An 18,057-nucleotide genomic window follows, 5' to 3' on the forward strand; every position below is an offset into this window, starting at 1 on the left:
GGCTTGGTGGCGCTGGCCGGGGGCTTCTTGGCGCTGGCCGGGCTCGGGCAAGCGGTCAGGTAGGCGCATGGAACGGTTCCATGACGGTTCCGGCCGGGTTGGTTCCGAGCCGGGGGCCTCCCAGGACGGCGGTGGCTGCGGGGGGCGGCTGACCGTGGCGCGGCCGGCTACCGGTGAGACCGGGCGGGAGGGCGAGGACGAGCGCGGGTTGGTGGGCTGGCCTTGCGGTTGTGTGGGGTACGGCATGTCCGGGCGAGTTGGTGCGGGCTGCCCAGGCTGGCCGGCTGACTCGCGGTTCGAAGACGGCTGGTGCTGGTGTGGTGGGGCTGGATGCGGCTGGCCGCGGTGGGGCTGTGCGGGGTAGGTCCCCTGCTGAGGTCCGGGGCGCTGAGGTTGCCCACGGTAGGGCGCCGCCGATGGAGGCCGGTCGGCGTAAGGCTGCCCGGGGTGAGCCTGATCAGGCCGAGGCTGACCGGGATGAGGCTGGCCGCGGCGAGGCTGGCCCGGGTACGGCTCGCTGGGGTAACGCTGGCCGGGACGTTGCTGCTCCGGGTACGGCTGGCCGCGATGGGGCTGGCCGGAGTCGCGATGGGGCTGGCCTGAGTAAGGCGCTCCTGAACGGGGCTGAGAAGAGTAGGGCTGTCCCCCTCGGCTCTGCTCGGAGTAAGGCGGGTAAGGGGATTGAGCCTGCCGCCCTTGGCCCAGGTCGGAGTAGGGAGCCGCTCCCGCGCCGGGGCCGTAAGCGTGCGGCGGGCCGGGCTCGTAAGCCTGCGACGGGTCCGGGCCGTAAGCCTGCGGCGAAGGCGCGTCGTAGGCCTGCTCCTGGCCCTGCGCCGAGCGTGAGTCGTAAGCCTGTTGAGCGTAGGGATCCACACCGTAAGACGCTTGGCCGTAAGCTCCTCCGCCGGAGACCGGGCCACCGTAAGCCCCGCCGGAACCAGGCGCTCCGTCATAAGGCGGCTCAGAGTAAGGCGCCCCGGAATAAGGCGCAGCCGACGTCGGGTCATGAGTAGTCCCATAGGGCGGAGCCGAATTCTGCGCGATCGTCTTGAAGTCCGCGTCCCAACCAGCGGCGGCCTCAGCAGCGGCAGCCGCGTCGTACACCGGGTGGTGGACGGCTTGACGCTGGCCTGGGTCGCCGGGGTAGCGCTGGCCCGGGTGGGGCCGCCATTCCCAGGTTATCTCGTACACCCAGGCCGGCTCGTCGTCCCAGCCGTAGGCGCTGCCGGTTGAGCTCCAGCCGTTCATCGGGCACCCGGGCGGGTGCCGGACGTTTGGCTACGCTCGGTCACGATGGTCCACCTTGTCGGAAATGGCGTCGCGGCAGGGCGGGACCCCGGGTAGGGTCGCCCGGCTTCAATGCTGGGGGTTCGAGAGGAGATTAGCGGCGTGGACGGCCTCGACGCCAGGGTGCGGTGGATCTCCGCGGGAGGGTGGGTACGGAACTCGGTCACTACGTTCGGTGCGCTCTCATGGTCGGGTTTCCGGCGGTACTCGACCTACCGGCAGGCGACGATAGCGGGGGCCTTCACCAACACCGTCTTCGGGTTCCTCCGCTGTTATGTGCTGCTCGCGGTGGTTGCCGGTGCGGGTGGGAGCGCGCCCGGCGGGTATCGCCCGGACCAGCTTGCGACCTTTGTGTGGGTCGGGCAGGGGTTGCTCACGGTAGTCGCGTTGTGGGGGTGGACCGAGCTTTCCGACCGGATCCGGTCGGGGGACATTACTGCCGATTTGTTACGTCCGGTTCACCCGGTGATCGGCTTTCTCGCCCCGGACCTCGGCAGGGCCGGGCATGCGATGCTTTTCCGCTTCCTGCCGCCCCTTGCGGTGGGAGCGCTTTTCTTCGACCTGTACGTCCCCGGCCGGCCCTGCACCATCCCGCTTTTCGCCCTCTCGATCCTCTTCGCGACAGTGGGCAGCCTCGCCATCCGCTATCTCGTGAACGCCACGGCATATTGGCTGCACGACGCCCGCGGCCCGATGACGCTGTGGACGTTGTCCTCGGGAGTGCTGGCCGGCCTCTCTTTTCCGCTGCGATTCCTGCCCGACTGGCTCGCCATCACGCTCTGGATCGCCACGCCATTTCCCGGGCTGCTGCAAACACCGCTGGACGTGCTGATCGAACGTGACCCGCCGCCCCGGCAACTCGCCCTGGTGGCATTGCAGGCGGTCTGGGCCACCAGTTTGCTCGTCCTGGCTGTACTGGTTCAGCGCCGAGCCGAGCGGCGGTTGGTGGCGCATTGTGGCTGAGGTGGCAGCGATGAATGCCAAGACCAAGGAGCTGCTCGGGGCGTACCTGGCGTTGTTGCGCGGGCAGGTGCATTCGCTGACGTCGTACCGCGCATCATTTGCCGTGGAATTGTTCAGCAATCTCGGGGGCACGACGCTGGATGTGCTGACCGTTCTGGTGGTGTTCCGCGCGACTCGCAGTGTGGCCGGCTTCTCGCTGATTGAAGGCCTGCTCATGGTGAGCCTGTCGTCGTTGGGGTTCGCCATGGCCGACTTCGCGGTCGGCAACATCGACCGGCTCAAGAACTATGTGCGTACCGGGACCATGGACGCTGTTCTGGTCCGCCCGCTTGCCGCCTTGCCGCAGCTCTTGCTGATGGATCTGCCTTTGCGGAAGGCGTTACGCCTGGTCGTGAGCGGTGCGGTGCTCGTCGTGGCGCTGCGGTCGAACGACATCGTGTGGACGCCGAGCCGCGTTGTGCTGCTTGTTCTGGCCCCGGTAGCCGGTGCGGTCTTCTTCTCTTCGATCTTTGTGCTGAGCGCCAGCCTGACGTTCTGGTGGATCGACTCCGGCGAACTGGGCAGCTCTTTCACGTACGGCGGAAGGGACTTCACCGCGTACCCGGTTCCGGTCTATGCGGGCTGGTTCCGGGCGGTTTTCGCGTACGCGATGGGGTTCGGTTTCGTCGCCTATCAGCCCGCGCTGGCTCTGTTGGGCCGCGCCGATCCGCTCGGTCTGCCCTCCTGGGCGGGTTTTCTGTCCCCGCTTGTCGCCGTCGTCGCCGCCTTTTTTGCGGCAGTCGTCTGGCGTGCCGGCATCAGGCACTATCGGAGCACGGGATCATGAGCCTCATCCAGATGCACAACCTTCGAAAAGACTTCACGGTACGGGTAAAAGCGGGCCGTTTCCGCAGAGAAAAACGCATCGTCCCCGCGGTCAACGGCGTTAACCTGACCTTTGAGCGCGGCGAAATGGCCGGTTATATCGGGCCGAACGGCGCCGGAAAGTCGACAACCCTCAAAATGCTCACCGGGGTGCTGACCCCGTCCTCGGGCGACGTCCGGGTCTGCGGGCTCCAGCCCGTTCCGCAGCGCACCAAACTGGCGCTGCAAATCGGCGTGGTCTTCGGCCAGCGCTCGCAATTGTGGTGGGATCTGCCGTTACGGGATTCGTTCTCGTTGCTGAGACACATCTATCGGGTGCCCGCCGATGCGCACGCGGGCCGGCTCAAGCGTTGCCGCGAACTGCTCGACCTCGACGATTTCATGGACACCCCGGTTCGGCAATTGTCGCTCGGCCAGCGGATGCGGGGAGAACTCACGGCGGCGTTGTTACACGGGCCTTCGGTGCTGTTCCTGGACGAGCCGACAATCGGGTTGGACGTCGTCAGCAAACAGGCGGTGCGCTCGTTTCTGGCCGAGCTGGGACAGGGCGGTGACCTGACGCTGGTGCTGACCACCCACGATTTGGCCGATATCGAGCGGCTGTGCCGGCGACTGGTTGTCATCGACCATGGCAGCGTGGTGCACGACGGCACTATTGAGGCTTTGCACGCACGGTACGGCTCGCACCGGCGCCTGGTTGTCGACCTCGATGTGCCGTTGCCGGAGGGCTTCGCGGTGCCCGGCGCCGAGCTGCTGTCCGTCGAAGCCGACCGGCATCGGGCAACGTTCGAGCTGGTCACGACGCAGGTGGGGGCGGTGGTCAGCGAGCTGACGGCGTTGCGTGACCTTTCCGTGGTGGAGCCGGACATCGAGGATGTGGTGGCCAAGCTGTACCGCGCTTGAGCTCACCGATGCTCCATCACCAGAACCGCCCACGTGCCCGGCTCAAGCGCCTCGTAATGGTGGTCGATGTCGCCGGGAAATGACGCGTAATCGCCCGGCCCCAATTCGACAAGCTCATCCGCCGGCCCGGTACGCATCCGGCCGGCCGCCACCACAACGTGTTCCACGCTGCCCGGAATATGTCCCTCGGCCTCTCGCGGCGTGCCCGGCTCCACTTCCATGACATACAGATCGCGTCGCGCATGAGTCGAGCCCGCCGACAGCAAACTCGCAGCGAAATCGGCCTTGTCGGCTTGCAGCCGGGTTTTCTCCGAAGCCCGCAGCACCCGGACGGCCGGAGCCGGCGGTTCGACCAACCGGCTGAACGGCACCCCCAGCGCTACGCCGAGTGACCACAACGTCTCGATGCTCGGATTGCCGGTACCGTTCTCGAGCTGCGAGAGCGTCGACTTGGCCAGCCCGGCCCGGCGGGCCAGCTCGGCCAGCGAAATCCCGGCGCGCTCGCGTTCCCGGCGCAGCGCGGCGGCGATGGTGGCGAGTGGCGGAGCAGGCTCGGTCATGCATCCCTCCCTCGATGAGAGCTTGTTCGACCAGATCGAGGAAAGCTCGTTTGACTGACCCCCGATGGTCGTTCGATATTATGAACCATGCGTACGCCAAACCGAACGCAAGCCCCCGACCTGTCGTCGGCACCTGCCGCCCCGGACACCGGTCTGCTCCGCGACGCAGCGGCCATCGCCGCCGCCATGATCGCCGTGGGCGCATCGTTCGGCGCCATCACCGTCGCGTACGACCTGCCCCTCTGGGTTCCGTTCGTCATGTCCTCGGTTGTCTTTGCCGGTGGCGCCCAGTTCCTGGCGGCCGGACTGCTCGCCGCGGGCAACCCCGTCGCCGCCGTGCTCGCCGGCCTGCTGCTCAACGCCCGCCACCTTCCGTTCAGCCTCGCGGTGGCGGAAACGATCGGCCCCCGCCCGCTGCACCGGCTGATCGGCAGCCACCTCATGACCGACGAGGTCGTGGCCTTCACCCTGCGCGAGAAGGATCCGCACCGCCGCCGCCGCACCTACTGGCTGATCGGCGTGACCCTGTTCACGTCCTGGAACCTCGGCACCGCCCTCGGTGTGCTCCTCGGTGGGGCGGCCGGTGACCCGGCGGTGCTGGGCTTGGACGCGGCGTTCCCGGCCGGGCTGATCGCGCTCATCCTGCCGTCCCTGCGGGACCGGACGACCCGGGCGGTGGCGCTGACCGGCGCGGCTCTCGCGGTCCTGCTCACCCCAGTGCTGCCGGCCGGATTGCCGGTCCTGGCGGCGTTGCTCGGACTGCTCGTGCTGTTCCTGCCAGCAAGGCGAATCAAGGCGGCGAGAGGCCGGGAAGAGGGAGCGCTGGTGCAGGGTCGCGGGGAGGAGAGCTGATGCTGCTGGCGTCGATTCTGGTGCTGGCGCTGGGGACGTACCTCATGCGCTTGAGTGGGGTCTTGCTCCGGGAACGGCTTGAACTCTCCGATCAGGTCCAGCGGCTGCTGCCCATGGCGGCCGCGGCTCTGCTGGCGGCGCTGGCGGGTACGGCCGCTCTGATGCAGGCTTCCGGGTTCGCCGGGGTGGCCCGGCCGGCTGGCGTGGCGGTGGGGGCGCTGCTGGCGTGGCGGCGGGCGCCGTTTGTCGTTGTCGTGCTGGCCGCAGCCGCCACCTCCGCCCTCCTCCGACTGGCCGGCGTGCGATGACAGCCGCTTGCCTTGACGCCGGTGTCAGGGCCTACGTTGGGCCCATGCTGATCGGGGAGCTTGCCGAGCGGGCCGGGACCAGTGCGCGGACGCTGCGGTACTACGAGGAGCATGGGCTTGTCGAGACCAGCCGCGATGCAAACGGCTATCGGCGGTACGAGGAGTCCGAACTCAAGGTCGTCCACGAGATCAAGGCCCTGCTCGCGGCCGGGTTCGGCGTCGAGGACATCCGGCCCTTCGTGGCCTGCCTGCGGGCCGGGAACGCGGCCGGGCATGTGTGTCCCGATTCCGTGGCTGTCCTGCGCCGGCGGTTGCGGGAGGTGGAGGCCTGCCTCGATGAGCTCTCCGGGGTACGGGACCGGCTGCGTGGGCAGCTGGCCCAGGCTATCGAGGAACGGGAGATCCGATGCCTGAGGGTGCGCTGATCACGGTGAATGACGCGACGTTCGACGAGGTGGTGCTGGGCTCGTCGACGCCGGTGGTCGTCGATTTCTGGGCCGAGTGGTGCCCGCCGTGCCGGCCGATGGCGGTGAGCCTGGCCGAGCTGGCCGGGGACTTCGCCGGGCGGCTGCTGGTGGCGAAGCTGAACTCGGACGAGAACCCCGAGGTCACCCGTCGCTACCGGGTCATGTCGATGCCGACGCTGCTGTTCTTCCGCGCCGGCATAGTCACGCAGTCGATCGTGGGGCTGCGGCCCAAGAGCGTGTTGCGCTCCGCTTTGGTCAACGCCGTGCAGCCGTACGTCAACCGCTGAGCTCAGACCGTGGCGCCCAGGTCGATCTGGGGCTTGGGCACGCGCATGCGGCGGAAGGTCAAGCCCCGCATGATGCCGTAGAGGTAGAGCGAGCCCATGCGCTGCGAGGTGTTCGGGAAGCGCTCGGTGACCAGCTTCTTGATGCGGCGGGTGATCCGGATGCTGTCGACGATCACCGCGAGCGCCAGGACCAGCCAGAGCACGTTGGCCCCGAGCTGGATCTCGCGGGGCATCTGGCTGGTCGAGCCGATGAAGACGATGATCGCGCCGGCAAAGAACCAGGTCCCGGCTGTTCGGCGGGAGTCGACGATGTTGCGGACCAGCGCGCGTTCGGGGCCGCGGTCGCGAGCCAGCAGGTAACGCTCGTCGCCCTCGCGCATGCCGGCGGTGGCCTCGGCGCGCTCGGTCCGCTGGCGTTCGCGCATCTGCTTGACGGCTTCGCGGCGGTTGGCCGGGGCGACCGCGGTGTCATGCCGGCGCTGGCTGGTCTGCCGCTTCGGCGTCTCGACGCCGAGCTCCTTCTTGGAGGGCGTGTAGCCCTTGGGGCGCGCGGTGGCGGACTCGGGCTCGGCCACCGCGGCGGTGGCGTCGGCTACGAGATCGGTTGACTTGCGGCGAAACAGCGAGGGCACCTCAGCAGCGTAGCCAAGGAGTGCCCGAAACCTGAAACCGCGCCGCCGGATGACCCGGCGGCGCGGTGTGCGGCGAAACCTCAGATGCGTTCGACGTGGGCGCCGAGCGCGGCCAGCTTGTTCTCGAAGTCCTCATAGCCGCGGTTGATCAGGTCGACGCCGTAGACCCGGGACGTGCCCTCGGCGGCGAGCGCGGCGATCAGGTGGCTGAAGCCGGCCCGCAGGTCGGGGATCACCAGGTCGGCCGCGTGCAGCTTGCTCGGGCCGGCGATGACCGCCGAGTGCTTGAAGTTGCGCCGGCCGAAGCGGCAGGGGGTGCCGCCCAGGCAGTCGCGGTAGACCTGGATGGTGGCGCCCATCGAGTTGAGCGCCTCGGTGTAGCCCAGGCGCTGCTCGTACACCGTCTCGTGCATGATCGAGAGGCCGCGGGCCTGGGTCAGCGCGACCACCAGGGGCTGCTGCCAGTCGGTCATGAAACCGGGGTGCACGTCGGTCTCCAGCGCCACGGCCTGCAGCTCGTCGCCGGGGTGCCAGAACTTGATGCCACCCTCGACGCCGGTCACGCCCGGGCGCGCCACCCGCGCGTCGGTGACCTCGAACTGCCCGCCGATCGAGCGGAAGACGTTCAGGAAGGTCATCATGTCGGCCTGCTGCGCGCCCAGCACCTCGATCTCGCCGCGCGTGGCCAGCGCGGCGGCGGCCCAGCTGGCGGCCTCGATCCGGTCCGGGATCGGCTTGTGGTTGTAGCCGTGCAGCTTCGGCACACCCTGGATCTCGATGACCCGGTCGGTGTGCACCGTGATGATCGCGCCCATCTTCTGCAGCACGCAGATCAGGTCCATGATCTCCGGCTCGATGGCCGCGTTGCGCAGCTCGGTGACGCCCTCGGCGCGGGCCGCGGTGAGCAGGACCTGCTCGGTGGCGCCGACGCTCGGGTAGGGCAGCTCCAGCTTGGTGCCGTGCAGCCCGTTGGGCGCGGTGAGGTGCATGCCCTCGGGCGTCTTGTCGACGATCGCCCCGAACTGGCGCAGCGCCTGGATGTGGAAGTCGATCGGGCGCGGCCCGATGTGGCAGCCGCCCAGATCCGGGATGAACGCGTGGCCCAGCCGGTGCAGCAGCGGCCCGCAGAACAGGATCGGGATACGCGACGAGCCGGCGTGCACATTGATCTCGTCACTGCTGGCGCTCTCCACGTTTGTGGGGTCCATGACGATCTCGCCGTCGTCGGCGCCGTCGGACACCTTCACGCCGTGCAGGCCCAGAAGGCCGCGGACGACCTCCACGTCGCGGATGCGTGGCACATCGAAGAGCCGGCTCGGTGTCTCACCCAGCAGGGCGGCCACCATGGCCTTGGAAACCAGGTTCTTGGCGCCACGGACCCGGATCTGTCCGGACAGCGGCGTACCGCCGTGTACGGCCAGGACGTCGTCGGTCAACGCAACCTCCGAAAGGCGGGCGCAGCGACGCGCCCGAAGCGGACTAGGGGTGCTGCCGCATCGGTCAGGGGCCGCGGCAGCCGCCCCGGCAGCATAGCCCTGAGTGACCGTTACAGAAATCACCACAACGCCCAGAGCGGTACGAATTGCTGATGATTAAGCCAAGAAAAAGGTGAACCCTCCCGGAGGGCTCACCTTCAACTACTGAGAGTGATCGTTTACGGCAGGGCCAGCATCTGATCGAGGGCGACCCGGGCGTACTTGGCGGTGTCCGCGTCGACGGTGATCTGGTTGGGCACGCGGCCGGCCACGAGCTCCTCCAGCGCCCACACCAGGTGCGGCAGATCGATGCGGTTCATCGTCGAGCAGTAGCACACGGCCCGGTCGAGGAACATGATCTGCTTGTCCGGGTGGGCCAGCGCCATGCGGCGTACCAGGTTCAGCTCGGTGCCCACCGCCCAGCTCGACCCGGCCGGGGCCGCTTCCAGCGCCTTGATGATGTATTCGGTGGAGCCGACCTGATCGGCGGCGCGCACCACCTCGTGCCGGCACTCGGGGTGCACCAGGACATTGACGCCAGGCACCCGCTCGCGCACCTCACGCACGCTGTCGAGGGTGAAGCGGCCGTGCACCGAGCAGTGCCCGCGCCAGAGGATCATCTTGGCGTTGCGCAACTGTTCGGGGGTGAGCCCGCCGTGCGGCTTGTGCGGGTCGTAGAGCACGCAGTCATCGAGCGTGTAGCCCATCTCCAGCACCGCGGTGTTGCGGCCCAGATGCTGGTCGGGCAGGAAGAACACCTGCTGGCCCTGCTCGAACGCCCAGTCCAGGGCGCGCTTGGCGTTGGACGAGGTGCAGACCACGCCGCCGTTGCGCCCGACGAAGCCCTTGATGTCCGCCGAGCTGTTCATGTAGGTGACAGGCACCACATCGCCGGCGATGCCCAAGTCGGTGAACTCGTCCCAGGCCGCCTCGACCTGCCCGAGTACCGCCATGTCGGCCATCGAGCACCCGGCCGCGAGGTCTGGCAGGACGACTTTCTGCGCCTCGGTGGTCAGGATGTCGGCACTCTCGGCCATGAAGTGCACGCCGCAGAACACGATGAACTCGGCGTCGGGCCGGGCGGCGGCCTCGCGTGCCAGCTTGAACGAGTCGCCGGTCACGTCAGCGAACTGGATGACCTCATCGCGCTGGTAGTGGTGGCCCAGCACAAAGACCCGGTCGCCCAGCGCTGCCTTCGCGGCGGTGGCGCGGGCGACCAGATCCGGGTCGCTCGGAGCCGGCAGGTCGCCGGGGCAGTCGACGCCACGCTCACTGGCGGGGTCGGTGCCCTGCCCGAGCAGCAGCAGCGCGAGGGGGGTGTTCGCGGGTTCGGTCCAGGTCGACGTCACGGTGACCATGTTTCCACACGGTTGCCGCAGGTCTCGATGTGTCGAAGCCCTCAGGGCCGGCGGGAATCAGCGCGGGCGGCGGCTTTGGGTCACCTTGGTCGCCAGCTTGCGCAGCCGGGCCTGGTTCTCCGGCTTGGCCAGTTGCTGCCGACCCTGCTGGATCAGCTTCTGACCCTTCGGGCTGCGGATAAAGGTCTGCAGTCGCTGCATGAGAGTCGCCATGCACATAAGGTTGCCAGCCGGAGCTGAGTGAAACCTGTACCTTCTGTGCTCGTGCGCGTACTCATCTGCCCCGACAAGTTCGCCGGAACGCTGAGCGCTGCCGATGCCGCCGCCGCGGTCGCGGACGGATGGCATGAGACGGCGCCCGGCGACGAGTGTGTGGAACGCCCGCTGTCCGACGGCGGCCCCGGCTTCATCGAGGTCCTGGCCACCGTGCTGCAGGGCCGCCGGATCCCGGTCAGCACCGTCGACCCCCTCGGACGTCCGGTCAGCGGCGAAGTCCTGCTCGCGGGCACCACCGCCTATGTCGAAAGCGCCCAAGCCTGCGGACTGCACCTGTTGACCGAACAAGAGCGCAATCCCAATATCGCTTCCTCGTACGGCCTGGGTTTGCTGTTAGCGGCAGCGGTAGAAGCCGGCGCGGCCGAAGTAGTGGTGGGACTGGGCGGGTCGGCCGTCAACGATGCCGGGGCGGGGATGCTGGCCGCGCTGGGTGCCGGGCCGGTCGACGAGAGCGGGTACGCCCTGCCGTACGGCGGAGCGGTTCTGGGCACTGCCGTCCGGCTCGAAGGCACTCCCCAGCTGCGTCAGGTGCGCTTGGTGGCCGCCACGGACGTGGACAACCCGCTGCTGGGGCTGCACGGTGCGAGCAGTGTTTTCGGCCCGCAGAAGGGTGCCTCACGCGAGGATGTGCTCCGGCTCGACGCGGCTCTTGAGCGCTTTGTGGACGTACTCGAGAAAGCGTTTGATCGTCAGGGTCTGGCTGTTGCTCCCGGGGCCGGTGCGGCTGGTGGGATCGGCGCGGCCCTGCTGGCGCTCGGCGGGCATGTGGTGTCGGGAATCGGTCTCGTGACTCAGGTGATCGGGCTGGATGCCGAGCTGGACCGGGCGGATCTGGTGATCACGGGGGAGGGGTCGTTCGATCACCAGTCGCTGCGGGGAAAGGTGACTGCCGGTGTGGCGAACGGGGCGCGCGACCGGGGGCTGCCGTGTGTGGTGATCGCGGGACGCAACGAGACGGGGTACCGGGAAGCGGCTGCGGCGGGGGTCACCGAAACCCATGCGCTGGTCGATCATTTCGACTCTGAGCAGCTCGCACTCGCCGAACCGGCCCGTGGGCTGCGCGAAGTTGTGGCGCGTCTCGCACAGCAATACAGCCGCTGACTTGGGGAATAAGCCGCCGGAGAGCTAGCGTTGGCCGGTACGGCACATCACCGGACCGGCAGGGAGAATCGCCAGTGACCACTGAAGCGCACACCGAGTCGACCGAGGCCACCACGGCCGCGCCGACCGGCGTCATTTTGACCGACGTCGCGGCTGTCAAGGTCAAGGCCCTGATCGAGCAGGAAGGTCGCGATGACCTGCGCCTGCGCATCGCCGTTCAGCCCGGTGGCTGCTCCGGCCTGCGGTACCAGCTCTTCTTCGACGAGCGTTCGCTCGACGGCGACATCGTGAGCGACTTCGACGGTGTCGAGGTCGTCGTCGACCGGATGAGCTCGCCGTACCTGGCGGGTGCCACCATCGACTTCGCCGACCGCATCGACGCGCAGGGCTTCACGATCGACAACCCGAACGCGCAGAACTCCTGCGCCTGCGGCGACTCGTTCCACTGACAGCGCTCGAAAGCCGCCCTTCCCCGCATCGGGGGAGGGCGGCTTTGCTGTGTGACGCGGAGATGTCGGGCGCGGGAACGGCCGGTAGGCTCCTGGGGTAATCGCACCCGACCCCCGAGGGCCGACATGAAGATCGCCGTTACCGGCTCGATCGCCACCGACCACCTGATGCACTTCCCGGGCAAGTTCTCGGAGCAGCTCATCGCCGATCAGCTGCACAAGGTGTCACTCTCGTTCCTCGTCGACGACCTGGTCGTGCGGCGCGGCGGCGTGGCCGCCAACATCGCGTACGGCATGGGCCAGCTGGGTCTGCGCCCGCTGCTGGTGGGCGCGGTCGGTGTCGACTTCGCCGACTACCGCTCCTGGCTTGAGCGCCACGGGGTCGACTGCGACTCGGTGCACGTCAGCGAGGTGGCGCACACCGCCCGCTTCGTCTGCACCACCGACGACGACCTGAACCAGATCGCGTCGTTCTACGCCGGTGCCATGGCCGAGTCGCGCAACATCGAGCTCGGCCCGGTCGCCCAGCGCGCCGGTGGGCTCGACCTGGTGCTGATCGGCGCGAACGACCCGGCCGGCATGCTGCGGCACTCGCAGGAATGCCGCGACCGGGGATACGCGTTCGCCGCCGACCCGTCGCAGCAGCTCGCCTGGATGGACGGCAAGGACGTCATGCCGCTCATCGAGGGCGCGAAGTTCCTGCTCACCAACGAATACGAGCGTTCGCTGCTGGAGACCAAGGCCGGGCTGACCGGCGACCAGGTGCTTGAGCACGTCGAGATCCGGGTCACGACGCTGGGAGCCGACGGCGTGGAGATCACCGGCCGGGGCATCGAGCGCATCCACGTACCGGTCGCCAAGGATGTTGTCCCGCAGGACCCCACCGGCGTCGGCGACGGCTTCCGGGCCGGCTTCTTCGCCGCGCTGAACTGGGGTGTCGACTACGAGCGGGCGGCCCAGGTCGGCTCGCTGGTGGCCGCGCACGTGCTGGAGAGCGACGGCGGCCAGGAGTACGACATCCGGGCCGACACGTTCCTCAAGCGGCTCGCGGATTCCTACGGTGATGAGGCGGCCGCCGAGATCCAGCCGCACCTCACCAAGGCCTGACGGGGACAACGACATGGTGCTGGCCGTCTTCGCCGGGCTGCCGGGTGTGGGAAAGAGCACGCTCGCTCGCGAGGTGGGGGCGGCCCTGCCCGCCGCGGTGCTGGCGGTCGACACCGTCGACTTCACGCTGCAGGCATACGGCGTGAGCGAGCCTCAGCCCGGCTATGCGGCCTACGCGGTGGTGGCGGCGCTGGCCGAGACCCAACTGCTGATGGGCCACAACGTGATCATCGACGCGGTGAACCCGGTCAGATCGGCCCGGCAACTGTGGGTGGATCTCGCCGAGCGCCTCCAGGTGCCGCTGCGCGTGGTCGAGGTGGTGCTGCACGACAACGTCGAGCATCGCCGCCGCGTCGAGGCCCGGCACGCCGCCCGTTCGCACGAGGGCATCCCGGACTGGGTCTACGTGCTGGAACGCCAGGCTGAGTACGAGCCCTACCTGGGCCCGCGCCTGGTGGTCGACTCCCACCTGGCGCAGGAGCCGCTCGCCGCGATCGTCGACTACCTCAGATGAGCCGGCGCACGTCGTAGGTGCCGGCGGCGGGGCTGCCCTCGTACCCCTGCTGCTTCATCCGGCACCAGGCCGGGATGTCGTTGGCCGCAGCCGGATCATCGGCCAGGACCCGCACGATCTCCCCCACCGGCACCCCCGGCAGCGCCTTTGCCAGGTCAATGATCGGAAGCGGACAGCGCCGGCCGCGTGAGTCAACCTCGATCACATCCCCGCCTCCTGCCGGATCCGCGCCACCACGCCCGGCAGCACCGCCAGGAAGCGATCCACGTCGGTCGAAGTGGTGCCGCGATGCAGCGACACCCGCACGTTGCCGTGGCTGAGCACGCCCATCGCCTCCAGCACATGACTCGGGCGCAGCGTCGAGGCGGTGCACGACGAGCCCGACGACACCGCGAAACCCTGTCTGTCCAGCGCGTGCAGCAACGCTTCACCATCGACATAAAGGCAGCTGAACGTCACCAGATGCGGCAGCCGCCCGACCGGATCGCCGACGATCTCCACGTCCGGCACTGTCTCTTTCACTCGCTCCCGGATCTTTTCGGTCTCCCGGAACAAGCGCTTCTCCTCGGCCTGCGCCTCACCCAGAACGGCCCGCAAGCTCGCTGCGGCGGCAATCACGCCGGGCAGGTTCAGCGGGCCCTGTGGTCCCGGTCTGTGAAGATCATCACCGGGGTACGGAGAAAGCCACCGTGTCCCTTTACGGACGACCAGCAGCCCCACGCCCGCCGGGCCACCCCACTTGCGCGCGCTGGCCGACAGAAGCGACCAGCCCGGGGGTACGGCGGAGCGCCCCAACGACTGCGCGGCGTCGACATGCAGCGGCACCCCGGCATCCGCGCACATCTGCGCGGCGGCGGCCACCGGCTGCAGCGTGCCGGCCTCGTGACTGGCGCTGATGAGGCTGGCGAGCGCCGTGCCGGGCTGTCGTACCCCGGCATCCCAGGCGTCCAGATCCAGGCGTCCGAGCCGGTCGACGCCGACCTCGCGGGCGTCGCCGTGCCGGGCTGCCGCGTGCAGCACCGCGGAGTGCTCGATCGCCGAGTGGACGAGGGTTTTCCCAGCTCGGGCGCGCCCGGCCAGTCCGCCGAGGACGGCTGCGTGCACGGCTGCTGTACCGGAGGGGAGGAAGGTGAGTTCGTCTGGACGTACGCCCAGGCATTGCGCCACGGTGGCCGTCGCCGCGTCCCTCAGCTGCTGCGCCCTGCGACCCGCGGCGTACAGCCGATCCGGGTCCGCCCAGCCGTCGTCGAGCGCCGCCAGCAGCGCCTGCCGCGCTACCGGGTGCAGCGGCGCAGCGCTCGCCGCGTCCAGGTAGACCGGCGCACCGGCTTGTTCCGCCGTGTTTTCCACCCTCGAAACGGTATCGTCCACAACGACAGGGGTATGCACGCCTGGCTCTACAGGTTGCTTCGACCCCGGCAGGCAGGGCGCCTCGGCAGGTCGAGTAATGTGCGACCGTCGGTGACACCTTGCCGTCGGTGTCCGGATTCATCGCATGAATTCATCGCATCGGGCGGTGCTCTAGGGAGGCAAGAGCAGGTGGTCTCAAAGAGTTCGGTCGCACGGCCGCGCGTCGTTCGGCTCGCCGGGCTCGGTGTCGGTAGTGCCATGCTGCTGGCCCTGTTGTCCGGCTGTTCAGCTGACAGCATCGGTGATCGGCTCGGCGGCTTCGGCTGGCCCAGGCACGGCATCACCGAGCAGGCCCACAGCATGTATGACCTGTGGATTGCTGCGGTCATCGCGGCCTTGATCGTGGGCATCCTCGTGTGGGGCCTGATCTTCTGGTGCATCATCCGGTACCGCAAGCGCGGCGACAAGCTGCCCGTGCAGACCCGGTTCAACATGCCGATGGAGGTGCTCTACACGGTCACCCCGGTGCTGATCGTCGCGGTGCTCTTCTACTACACGGCGATCGTGCAGACCGATGTGGACAAGCTTTCCGCCAAGCCCGACCAGACCGTCGAGGTCGTCGCGTTCAAGTGGAACTGGCAGTTCAACTACCGTGACGCACCCGGTGAGGACGCCAAGACCGTCGCCTCGACGCTCGGCTCCACCGACACCATCCCGCTGCTCGTGCTCCCCACCGGCCGCAAGATCCGGTTCGAGGAGACCAGCAAGGACGTCATCCACTCGTTCTGGGTGCCGGCAATGCTGTTCAAGCGTGACGTTTTCCCGGGCAACGTGCGCAACACCTTCGAGGTGACCCTCGACAAGGAAGGCCGCTACGTCGGCCGGTGCGCCGAGCTGTGCGGGACCTACCACGCCTTCATGCAGTTCGAGCTGGTGGTCGTCTCACCCGAGCGGTTCGACAAATACCTGGCGGCCAAGGTGGCTGGCCAGACCACACAGCAGGCGATGGCCACGATCGGCTACACCGGTGACCAGGCGTATGCCATCACCACCAAGCCGTACGACGCCCGCCGCCATACGGACTCGTGGAACCAGACCGGCGCGACGGCCGCGGGCAAGTAGGAGACTGACGTGAAGACCGAATACAAGATCTTCGTAGGCGTCGCCGTCTTCCTCTTCGGCGCGGCCACCGTCTACGGCTTCTACACCCACGGCGAAACCGGCCACATGGAGTGGATCGGCGTCGTCGCCTTGATCCTCTCGGGCCTGCTCTGCTCCATGTGCGGCGGCTTCTTCTGGTTCGTAGCCCGCCGCATCGACCTGCGCCCCGAAGACCGCGAAGACGGCGAGATCGCCGAAGGGGCCGGCGAACTCGGCTTCTTCAGCCCCGGCAGCTACTGGCCCTTCGGCCTCGCCCTGGCAGCCGCCACCGCCGGCCTCGGCCTCGTCTTCTGGATGTGGTGGCTGATCGCTCTCGGCCTGATCATGGTTATCTTCGCCGCCTGTGGCCTGCTGTTCGAGTACTACTCGGGAAGCCGCCACCCCGTCGAGCACTGACGCTTAGGGCTTCTGACCCGCATCCCGGTTCGCCGGGATGCGGGTTTTCTGCGTTAGCGGGCTAACTCCCTGACCGTCATTGGTTTGTCGTGGCTCTTGTTCGCCGAGCCGGGCGGCGCCTGAGATGTGAGGTGCCGGTCGAGGGGCGTCCAAGGCGGCCGCCACCTCAGCGGTCTGCAGGGGCGTCTGCCGCGAGGAAGGACGGTTTGCCAAGGCGTCCGGGGCAGCTTGGGCCTTTGCTGCAGGTTCGGGTGCGGCCTCAGTTGGCTCAGTGCTGTTCTCTGAGGCGGCCTGGCTGCTTCCTGCGGCCTTCCTACTGCGTCGCCGGGACCTCAGCCTGGGCCTGGGCTTGCTGCGGTCTGGGCCCGGCCTACTGCGCCTTGCTGCTGACCTGGGCCAGGTGAACCTTGTTGCTGACTGGGGCCAGGCGAACCTTGTTGCTGACTGGGGCCAGGCGAACCTTGTTGCTGACTGGGACCGGGTGGGCATTGTTGCCGCCTGGACCGGTCAGGTCTTATCGCTGACCGGAACGGTCAGGCAGCGCGGCGCTGCAGGGGGGCAACGCGGTCGCTGTTGGGGCGTAGCCAGACGCGGATTTCGAGCGGGGCGAGGATCTCGGCGGCTCCGCAGCGGGTGCAGACCAGTTCGGGACAGTCCTTGTCGTGCCCGTCCTTGCAGGGGGGCACCTCGAAAGGCATTTCCGAGTCACAGATGACGCAGCGCAACTCACGCTCATCCACGGGAATCTCCTCTTCGTCGGAAGCTGGAATTACCCGAATGTCATTCAAACGTTGTCACGCAGATCCTCGACAGCGTTGGACGCGGGTCGGCGTGTTGTCACAAATCAGAACCAGCAATTTCACCCTATCTCCGGGCCGGCCCGGTCCTCGACAGGTGGCCTCCAAGGGGTGACGGAGGGGCGCTGGCCCTCCGGGAACAGAGTTGTCCCCGAGGAGCCGCCGGCGACTGTGACTGGTCTCTTTGAGCAGATCGCGCGGGTCTGGCCGACAGGAAGTTGCGGGGCTTGCCTGCTGAACCGCCGCTCGACAAGCCAAGGGCGCGAGCGAAACCAGTCCCGTACCTGGTTGGAGCCGGTCTCGCCCTCGCCTGCTAGCCGAGCCCGCGCCGCTCGCCGACCAGGGGTCACCAAACCGCCATGCAGCACCCCTGGACGCACTCTGGCGCCCGGCGCCGCCCGCATGTGCTCCCTGAGGTCTACCCCGAAGCGTCAGCGTTCCCTGGGAAGCGGCTCAGGGTTGTTCGGCGGCCTTGGCGGCCTTGGCGGCTTCGACCCAGCGGTTGAGGAGGGTCGTGGCGGCGCCTGAGTCGACTGTTTCGGCTGCCCGGGCTATCCCGGCTCGCATTGTCTCGGTGAAGTCGCCGGGGAAGCCCGCATGGGCCGTGAAGGCGGCGGCCGCGTTGACCAGGACGGCGTCGCGGATGGGGCCTGGTTCGCCGGCGAACATGCGCAGGGCTGCGGCTGCGTTGAAGGGGGCGTCGCCGCCTCGGAGGTCGCTGGGGGTGCAGCGGGGGAGGCCGAAGTCGACGGCGTCGACCACTGCCTCGGTCACCGTTCCGTGGGAGACCTGCCAGATGCGGGTGGGGGCGGCGGTGGTGAACTCGTCCAAGCCGTCTTCACCCCTCATGACCAGGGCGGAGTCGCCGCGGCGGGCGAAGACCTCGGCCATGACCGGGGCCATGCGCAAGTCGAAGCAGCCGACAGCCGCGTTGCGGGGGCGGGCCGGGT

The 18,057-nt window shown here is 68.4% G+C and carries 22 protein-coding genes and 1 pseudogene; 14 read left to right on the plus strand and 9 right to left on the minus strand.

The genetic code is table 11. The features are described 5' to 3' along the window. Positions 1-447 precede the first annotated feature (447 nt). The 4 genes from TFC3_RS37865 (at position 448) to TFC3_RS08655 (ending at position 4,017) form a co-directional block, all read left to right on the plus strand. Positions 448-603 (plus strand): hypothetical protein, encoded by a 156-nt coding sequence (locus TFC3_RS37865; RefSeq protein WP_161952553.1) that lies wholly within the window; start codon positions 448-450, stop codon positions 601-603. Positions 604-1,389: 786 nt separating this feature from the next. Next, positions 1,390-2,250 carry an ABC-2 family transporter protein gene (locus TFC3_RS08645; RefSeq protein WP_067497855.1) on the plus strand — a complete coding sequence of 287 codons (861 nt, stop codon included), beginning with the start codon at positions 1,390-1,392 and terminating at the stop codon, positions 2,248-2,250. A 10-nt stretch (positions 2,251-2,260) separates the two neighbouring features. Continuing rightward, positions 2,261-3,076 carry an ABC transporter permease gene (locus tag TFC3_RS08650; RefSeq protein ID WP_067497859.1) on the plus strand — a complete coding sequence of 272 codons (816 nt, stop codon included), beginning with the start codon at positions 2,261-2,263 and terminating at the stop codon, positions 3,074-3,076. Further along, a complete protein-coding gene (locus tag TFC3_RS08655) occupies positions 3,073-4,017 on the plus strand; it encodes an ATP-binding cassette domain-containing protein (protein ID WP_067497862.1) in 945 nt (314 codons plus the stop codon). The genes TFC3_RS08650 and TFC3_RS08655 overlap by 4 nt, the downstream gene beginning before the upstream one ends. A gap of 2 nt (positions 4,018-4,019) precedes the next feature. On the opposite strand, the gene TFC3_RS08660 is transcribed toward TFC3_RS08655, so the two are convergent. Then, positions 4,020-4,577, minus strand: coding sequence for a helix-turn-helix domain-containing protein (locus TFC3_RS08660; RefSeq protein ID WP_067497865.1), 558 nt, complete (start codon positions 4,575-4,577; stop codon positions 4,020-4,022). 87 nt (positions 4,578-4,664) lie between these two features. Between TFC3_RS08660 and TFC3_RS08665 the strand changes: the two genes are divergently transcribed. The 4 genes from TFC3_RS08665 to TFC3_RS08680 are packed head-to-tail and all read left to right on the plus strand — an operon-like array spanning position 4,665 to position 6,491. Then, complete coding sequence (locus TFC3_RS08665) at positions 4,665-5,429, plus strand: AzlC family ABC transporter permease (RefSeq protein WP_067497868.1); 765 nt, start codon at positions 4,665-4,667, stop codon at positions 5,427-5,429. Further along, positions 5,429-5,737: an AzlD domain-containing protein gene (locus TFC3_RS08670; protein ID WP_067497871.1), complete on the plus strand. Its 309-nt coding sequence runs from the start codon at positions 5,429-5,431 to the stop codon at positions 5,735-5,737. Before TFC3_RS08665 ends, TFC3_RS08670 begins: the two co-directional genes overlap by 1 nt. Before the next feature lie 44 nt (positions 5,738-5,781). Further along, positions 5,782-6,162 (plus strand): MerR family transcriptional regulator, encoded by a 381-nt coding sequence (locus tag TFC3_RS08675; protein ID WP_067506259.1) that lies wholly within the window; start codon positions 5,782-5,784, stop codon positions 6,160-6,162. Next, the gene (locus tag TFC3_RS08680) at positions 6,144-6,491 is read left to right on the plus strand and encodes a co-chaperone YbbN (protein ID WP_067497874.1); all 348 of its coding nucleotides are present in this window, start codon (positions 6,144-6,146) and stop codon (positions 6,489-6,491) included. The genes TFC3_RS08675 and TFC3_RS08680 overlap by 19 nt, the downstream gene beginning before the upstream one ends. Before the next feature lie 2 nt (positions 6,492-6,493). On the opposite strand, the gene TFC3_RS08685 is transcribed toward TFC3_RS08680, so the two are convergent. From TFC3_RS08685 to TFC3_RS38495, 4 genes are all read right to left on the minus strand, one after another. Then, complete coding sequence (locus tag TFC3_RS08685) at positions 6,494-7,123, minus strand: DUF3043 domain-containing protein (RefSeq protein ID WP_067497876.1); 630 nt, start codon at positions 7,121-7,123, stop codon at positions 6,494-6,496. An 80-nt stretch (positions 7,124-7,203) separates the two neighbouring features. Beyond that, entirely contained in the window at positions 7,204-8,679 is a 1,476-nt protein-coding gene (gene murA / locus TFC3_RS08690; protein ID WP_369819669.1) for a UDP-N-acetylglucosamine 1-carboxyvinyltransferase, read from the minus strand. 98 nt (positions 8,680-8,777) lie between these two features. After that, positions 8,778-9,947: a quinolinate synthase NadA gene (gene nadA / locus TFC3_RS08695; RefSeq protein ID WP_369819592.1), complete on the minus strand. Its 1,170-nt coding sequence runs from the start codon at positions 9,945-9,947 to the stop codon at positions 8,778-8,780. Positions 9,948-10,013: 66 nt separating this feature from the next. Continuing rightward, a complete protein-coding gene (locus TFC3_RS38495) occupies positions 10,014-10,169 on the minus strand; it encodes a hypothetical protein (protein WP_173745309.1) in 156 nt (51 codons plus the stop codon). A gap of 51 nt (positions 10,170-10,220) precedes the next feature. On the opposite strand from TFC3_RS38495, the gene TFC3_RS08700 reads away from it, so the two are divergent. From TFC3_RS08700 to TFC3_RS08715, 4 genes are all read left to right on the plus strand, one after another. Then, positions 10,221-11,333 carry a glycerate kinase gene (locus TFC3_RS08700; protein WP_067506262.1) on the plus strand — a complete coding sequence of 371 codons (1,113 nt, stop codon included), beginning with the start codon at positions 10,221-10,223 and terminating at the stop codon, positions 11,331-11,333. Between the two features lie 74 nt (positions 11,334-11,407). Then, on the plus strand, positions 11,408-11,782 hold the full coding sequence (erpA, locus tag TFC3_RS08705; protein WP_067497887.1) for an iron-sulfur cluster insertion protein ErpA: 375 nt from the start codon (positions 11,408-11,410) through the stop codon (positions 11,780-11,782). Positions 11,783-11,908: 126 nt separating this feature from the next. Continuing rightward, positions 11,909-12,889 (plus strand): carbohydrate kinase family protein, encoded by a 981-nt coding sequence (locus tag TFC3_RS08710; protein WP_067497890.1) that lies wholly within the window; start codon positions 11,909-11,911, stop codon positions 12,887-12,889. Between the two features lie 13 nt (positions 12,890-12,902). Then, positions 12,903-13,403: an AAA family ATPase gene (locus tag TFC3_RS08715; protein ID WP_082771931.1), complete on the plus strand. Its 501-nt coding sequence runs from the start codon at positions 12,903-12,905 to the stop codon at positions 13,401-13,403. On the opposite strand, the gene TFC3_RS08720 is transcribed toward TFC3_RS08715, so the two are convergent. Both TFC3_RS08720 and TFC3_RS08725 read right to left on the minus strand, forming a co-directional pair. Continuing rightward, on the minus strand, positions 13,396-13,608 hold the full coding sequence (locus tag TFC3_RS08720; RefSeq protein ID WP_067497893.1) for a sulfurtransferase TusA family protein: 213 nt from the start codon (positions 13,606-13,608) through the stop codon (positions 13,396-13,398). The genes TFC3_RS08715 and TFC3_RS08720 overlap by 8 nt on opposite strands. After that, entirely contained in the window at positions 13,605-14,753 is a 1,149-nt protein-coding gene (locus TFC3_RS08725) for a cysteine desulfurase family protein (protein ID WP_067497896.1), read from the minus strand. Before TFC3_RS08725 ends, TFC3_RS08720 begins: the two co-directional genes overlap by 4 nt. A gap of 258 nt (positions 14,754-15,011) precedes the next feature. Between TFC3_RS08725 and coxB the strand changes: the two genes are divergently transcribed. Continuing rightward, positions 15,012-15,875, plus strand: a complete 864-nt coding sequence (gene coxB / locus TFC3_RS08730) for a cytochrome c oxidase subunit II (protein WP_067506268.1) — start codon at positions 15,012-15,014, stop codon at positions 15,873-15,875. 9 nt (positions 15,876-15,884) lie between these two features. Beyond that, positions 15,885-16,310: a cytochrome c oxidase subunit 4 gene (locus tag TFC3_RS08735; protein WP_067497899.1), complete on the plus strand. Its 426-nt coding sequence runs from the start codon at positions 15,885-15,887 to the stop codon at positions 16,308-16,310. 533 nt (positions 16,311-16,843) lie between these two features. Here the strand turns inward: TFC3_RS08735 and TFC3_RS08740 are convergent. Together TFC3_RS08740 and TFC3_RS08745 are read right to left on the minus strand one after the other, a co-directional pair. Next, on the minus strand, positions 16,844-17,050 hold the full coding sequence (locus tag TFC3_RS08740; protein ID WP_067497903.1) for a hypothetical protein: 207 nt from the start codon (positions 17,048-17,050) through the stop codon (positions 16,844-16,846). A 510-nt stretch (positions 17,051-17,560) separates the two neighbouring features. Beyond that, positions 17,561-18,057 (minus strand): annotated as a pseudogene (locus tag TFC3_RS08745) (anthranilate phosphoribosyltransferase); the annotation flags it as partial.

The sequence above is a fragment of the Actinoplanes sp. TFC3 genome (genome assembly GCF_001553785.1).
Taxonomy (GTDB): Bacteria; Actinomycetota; Actinomycetes; order Mycobacteriales; family Micromonosporaceae; genus Actinoplanes.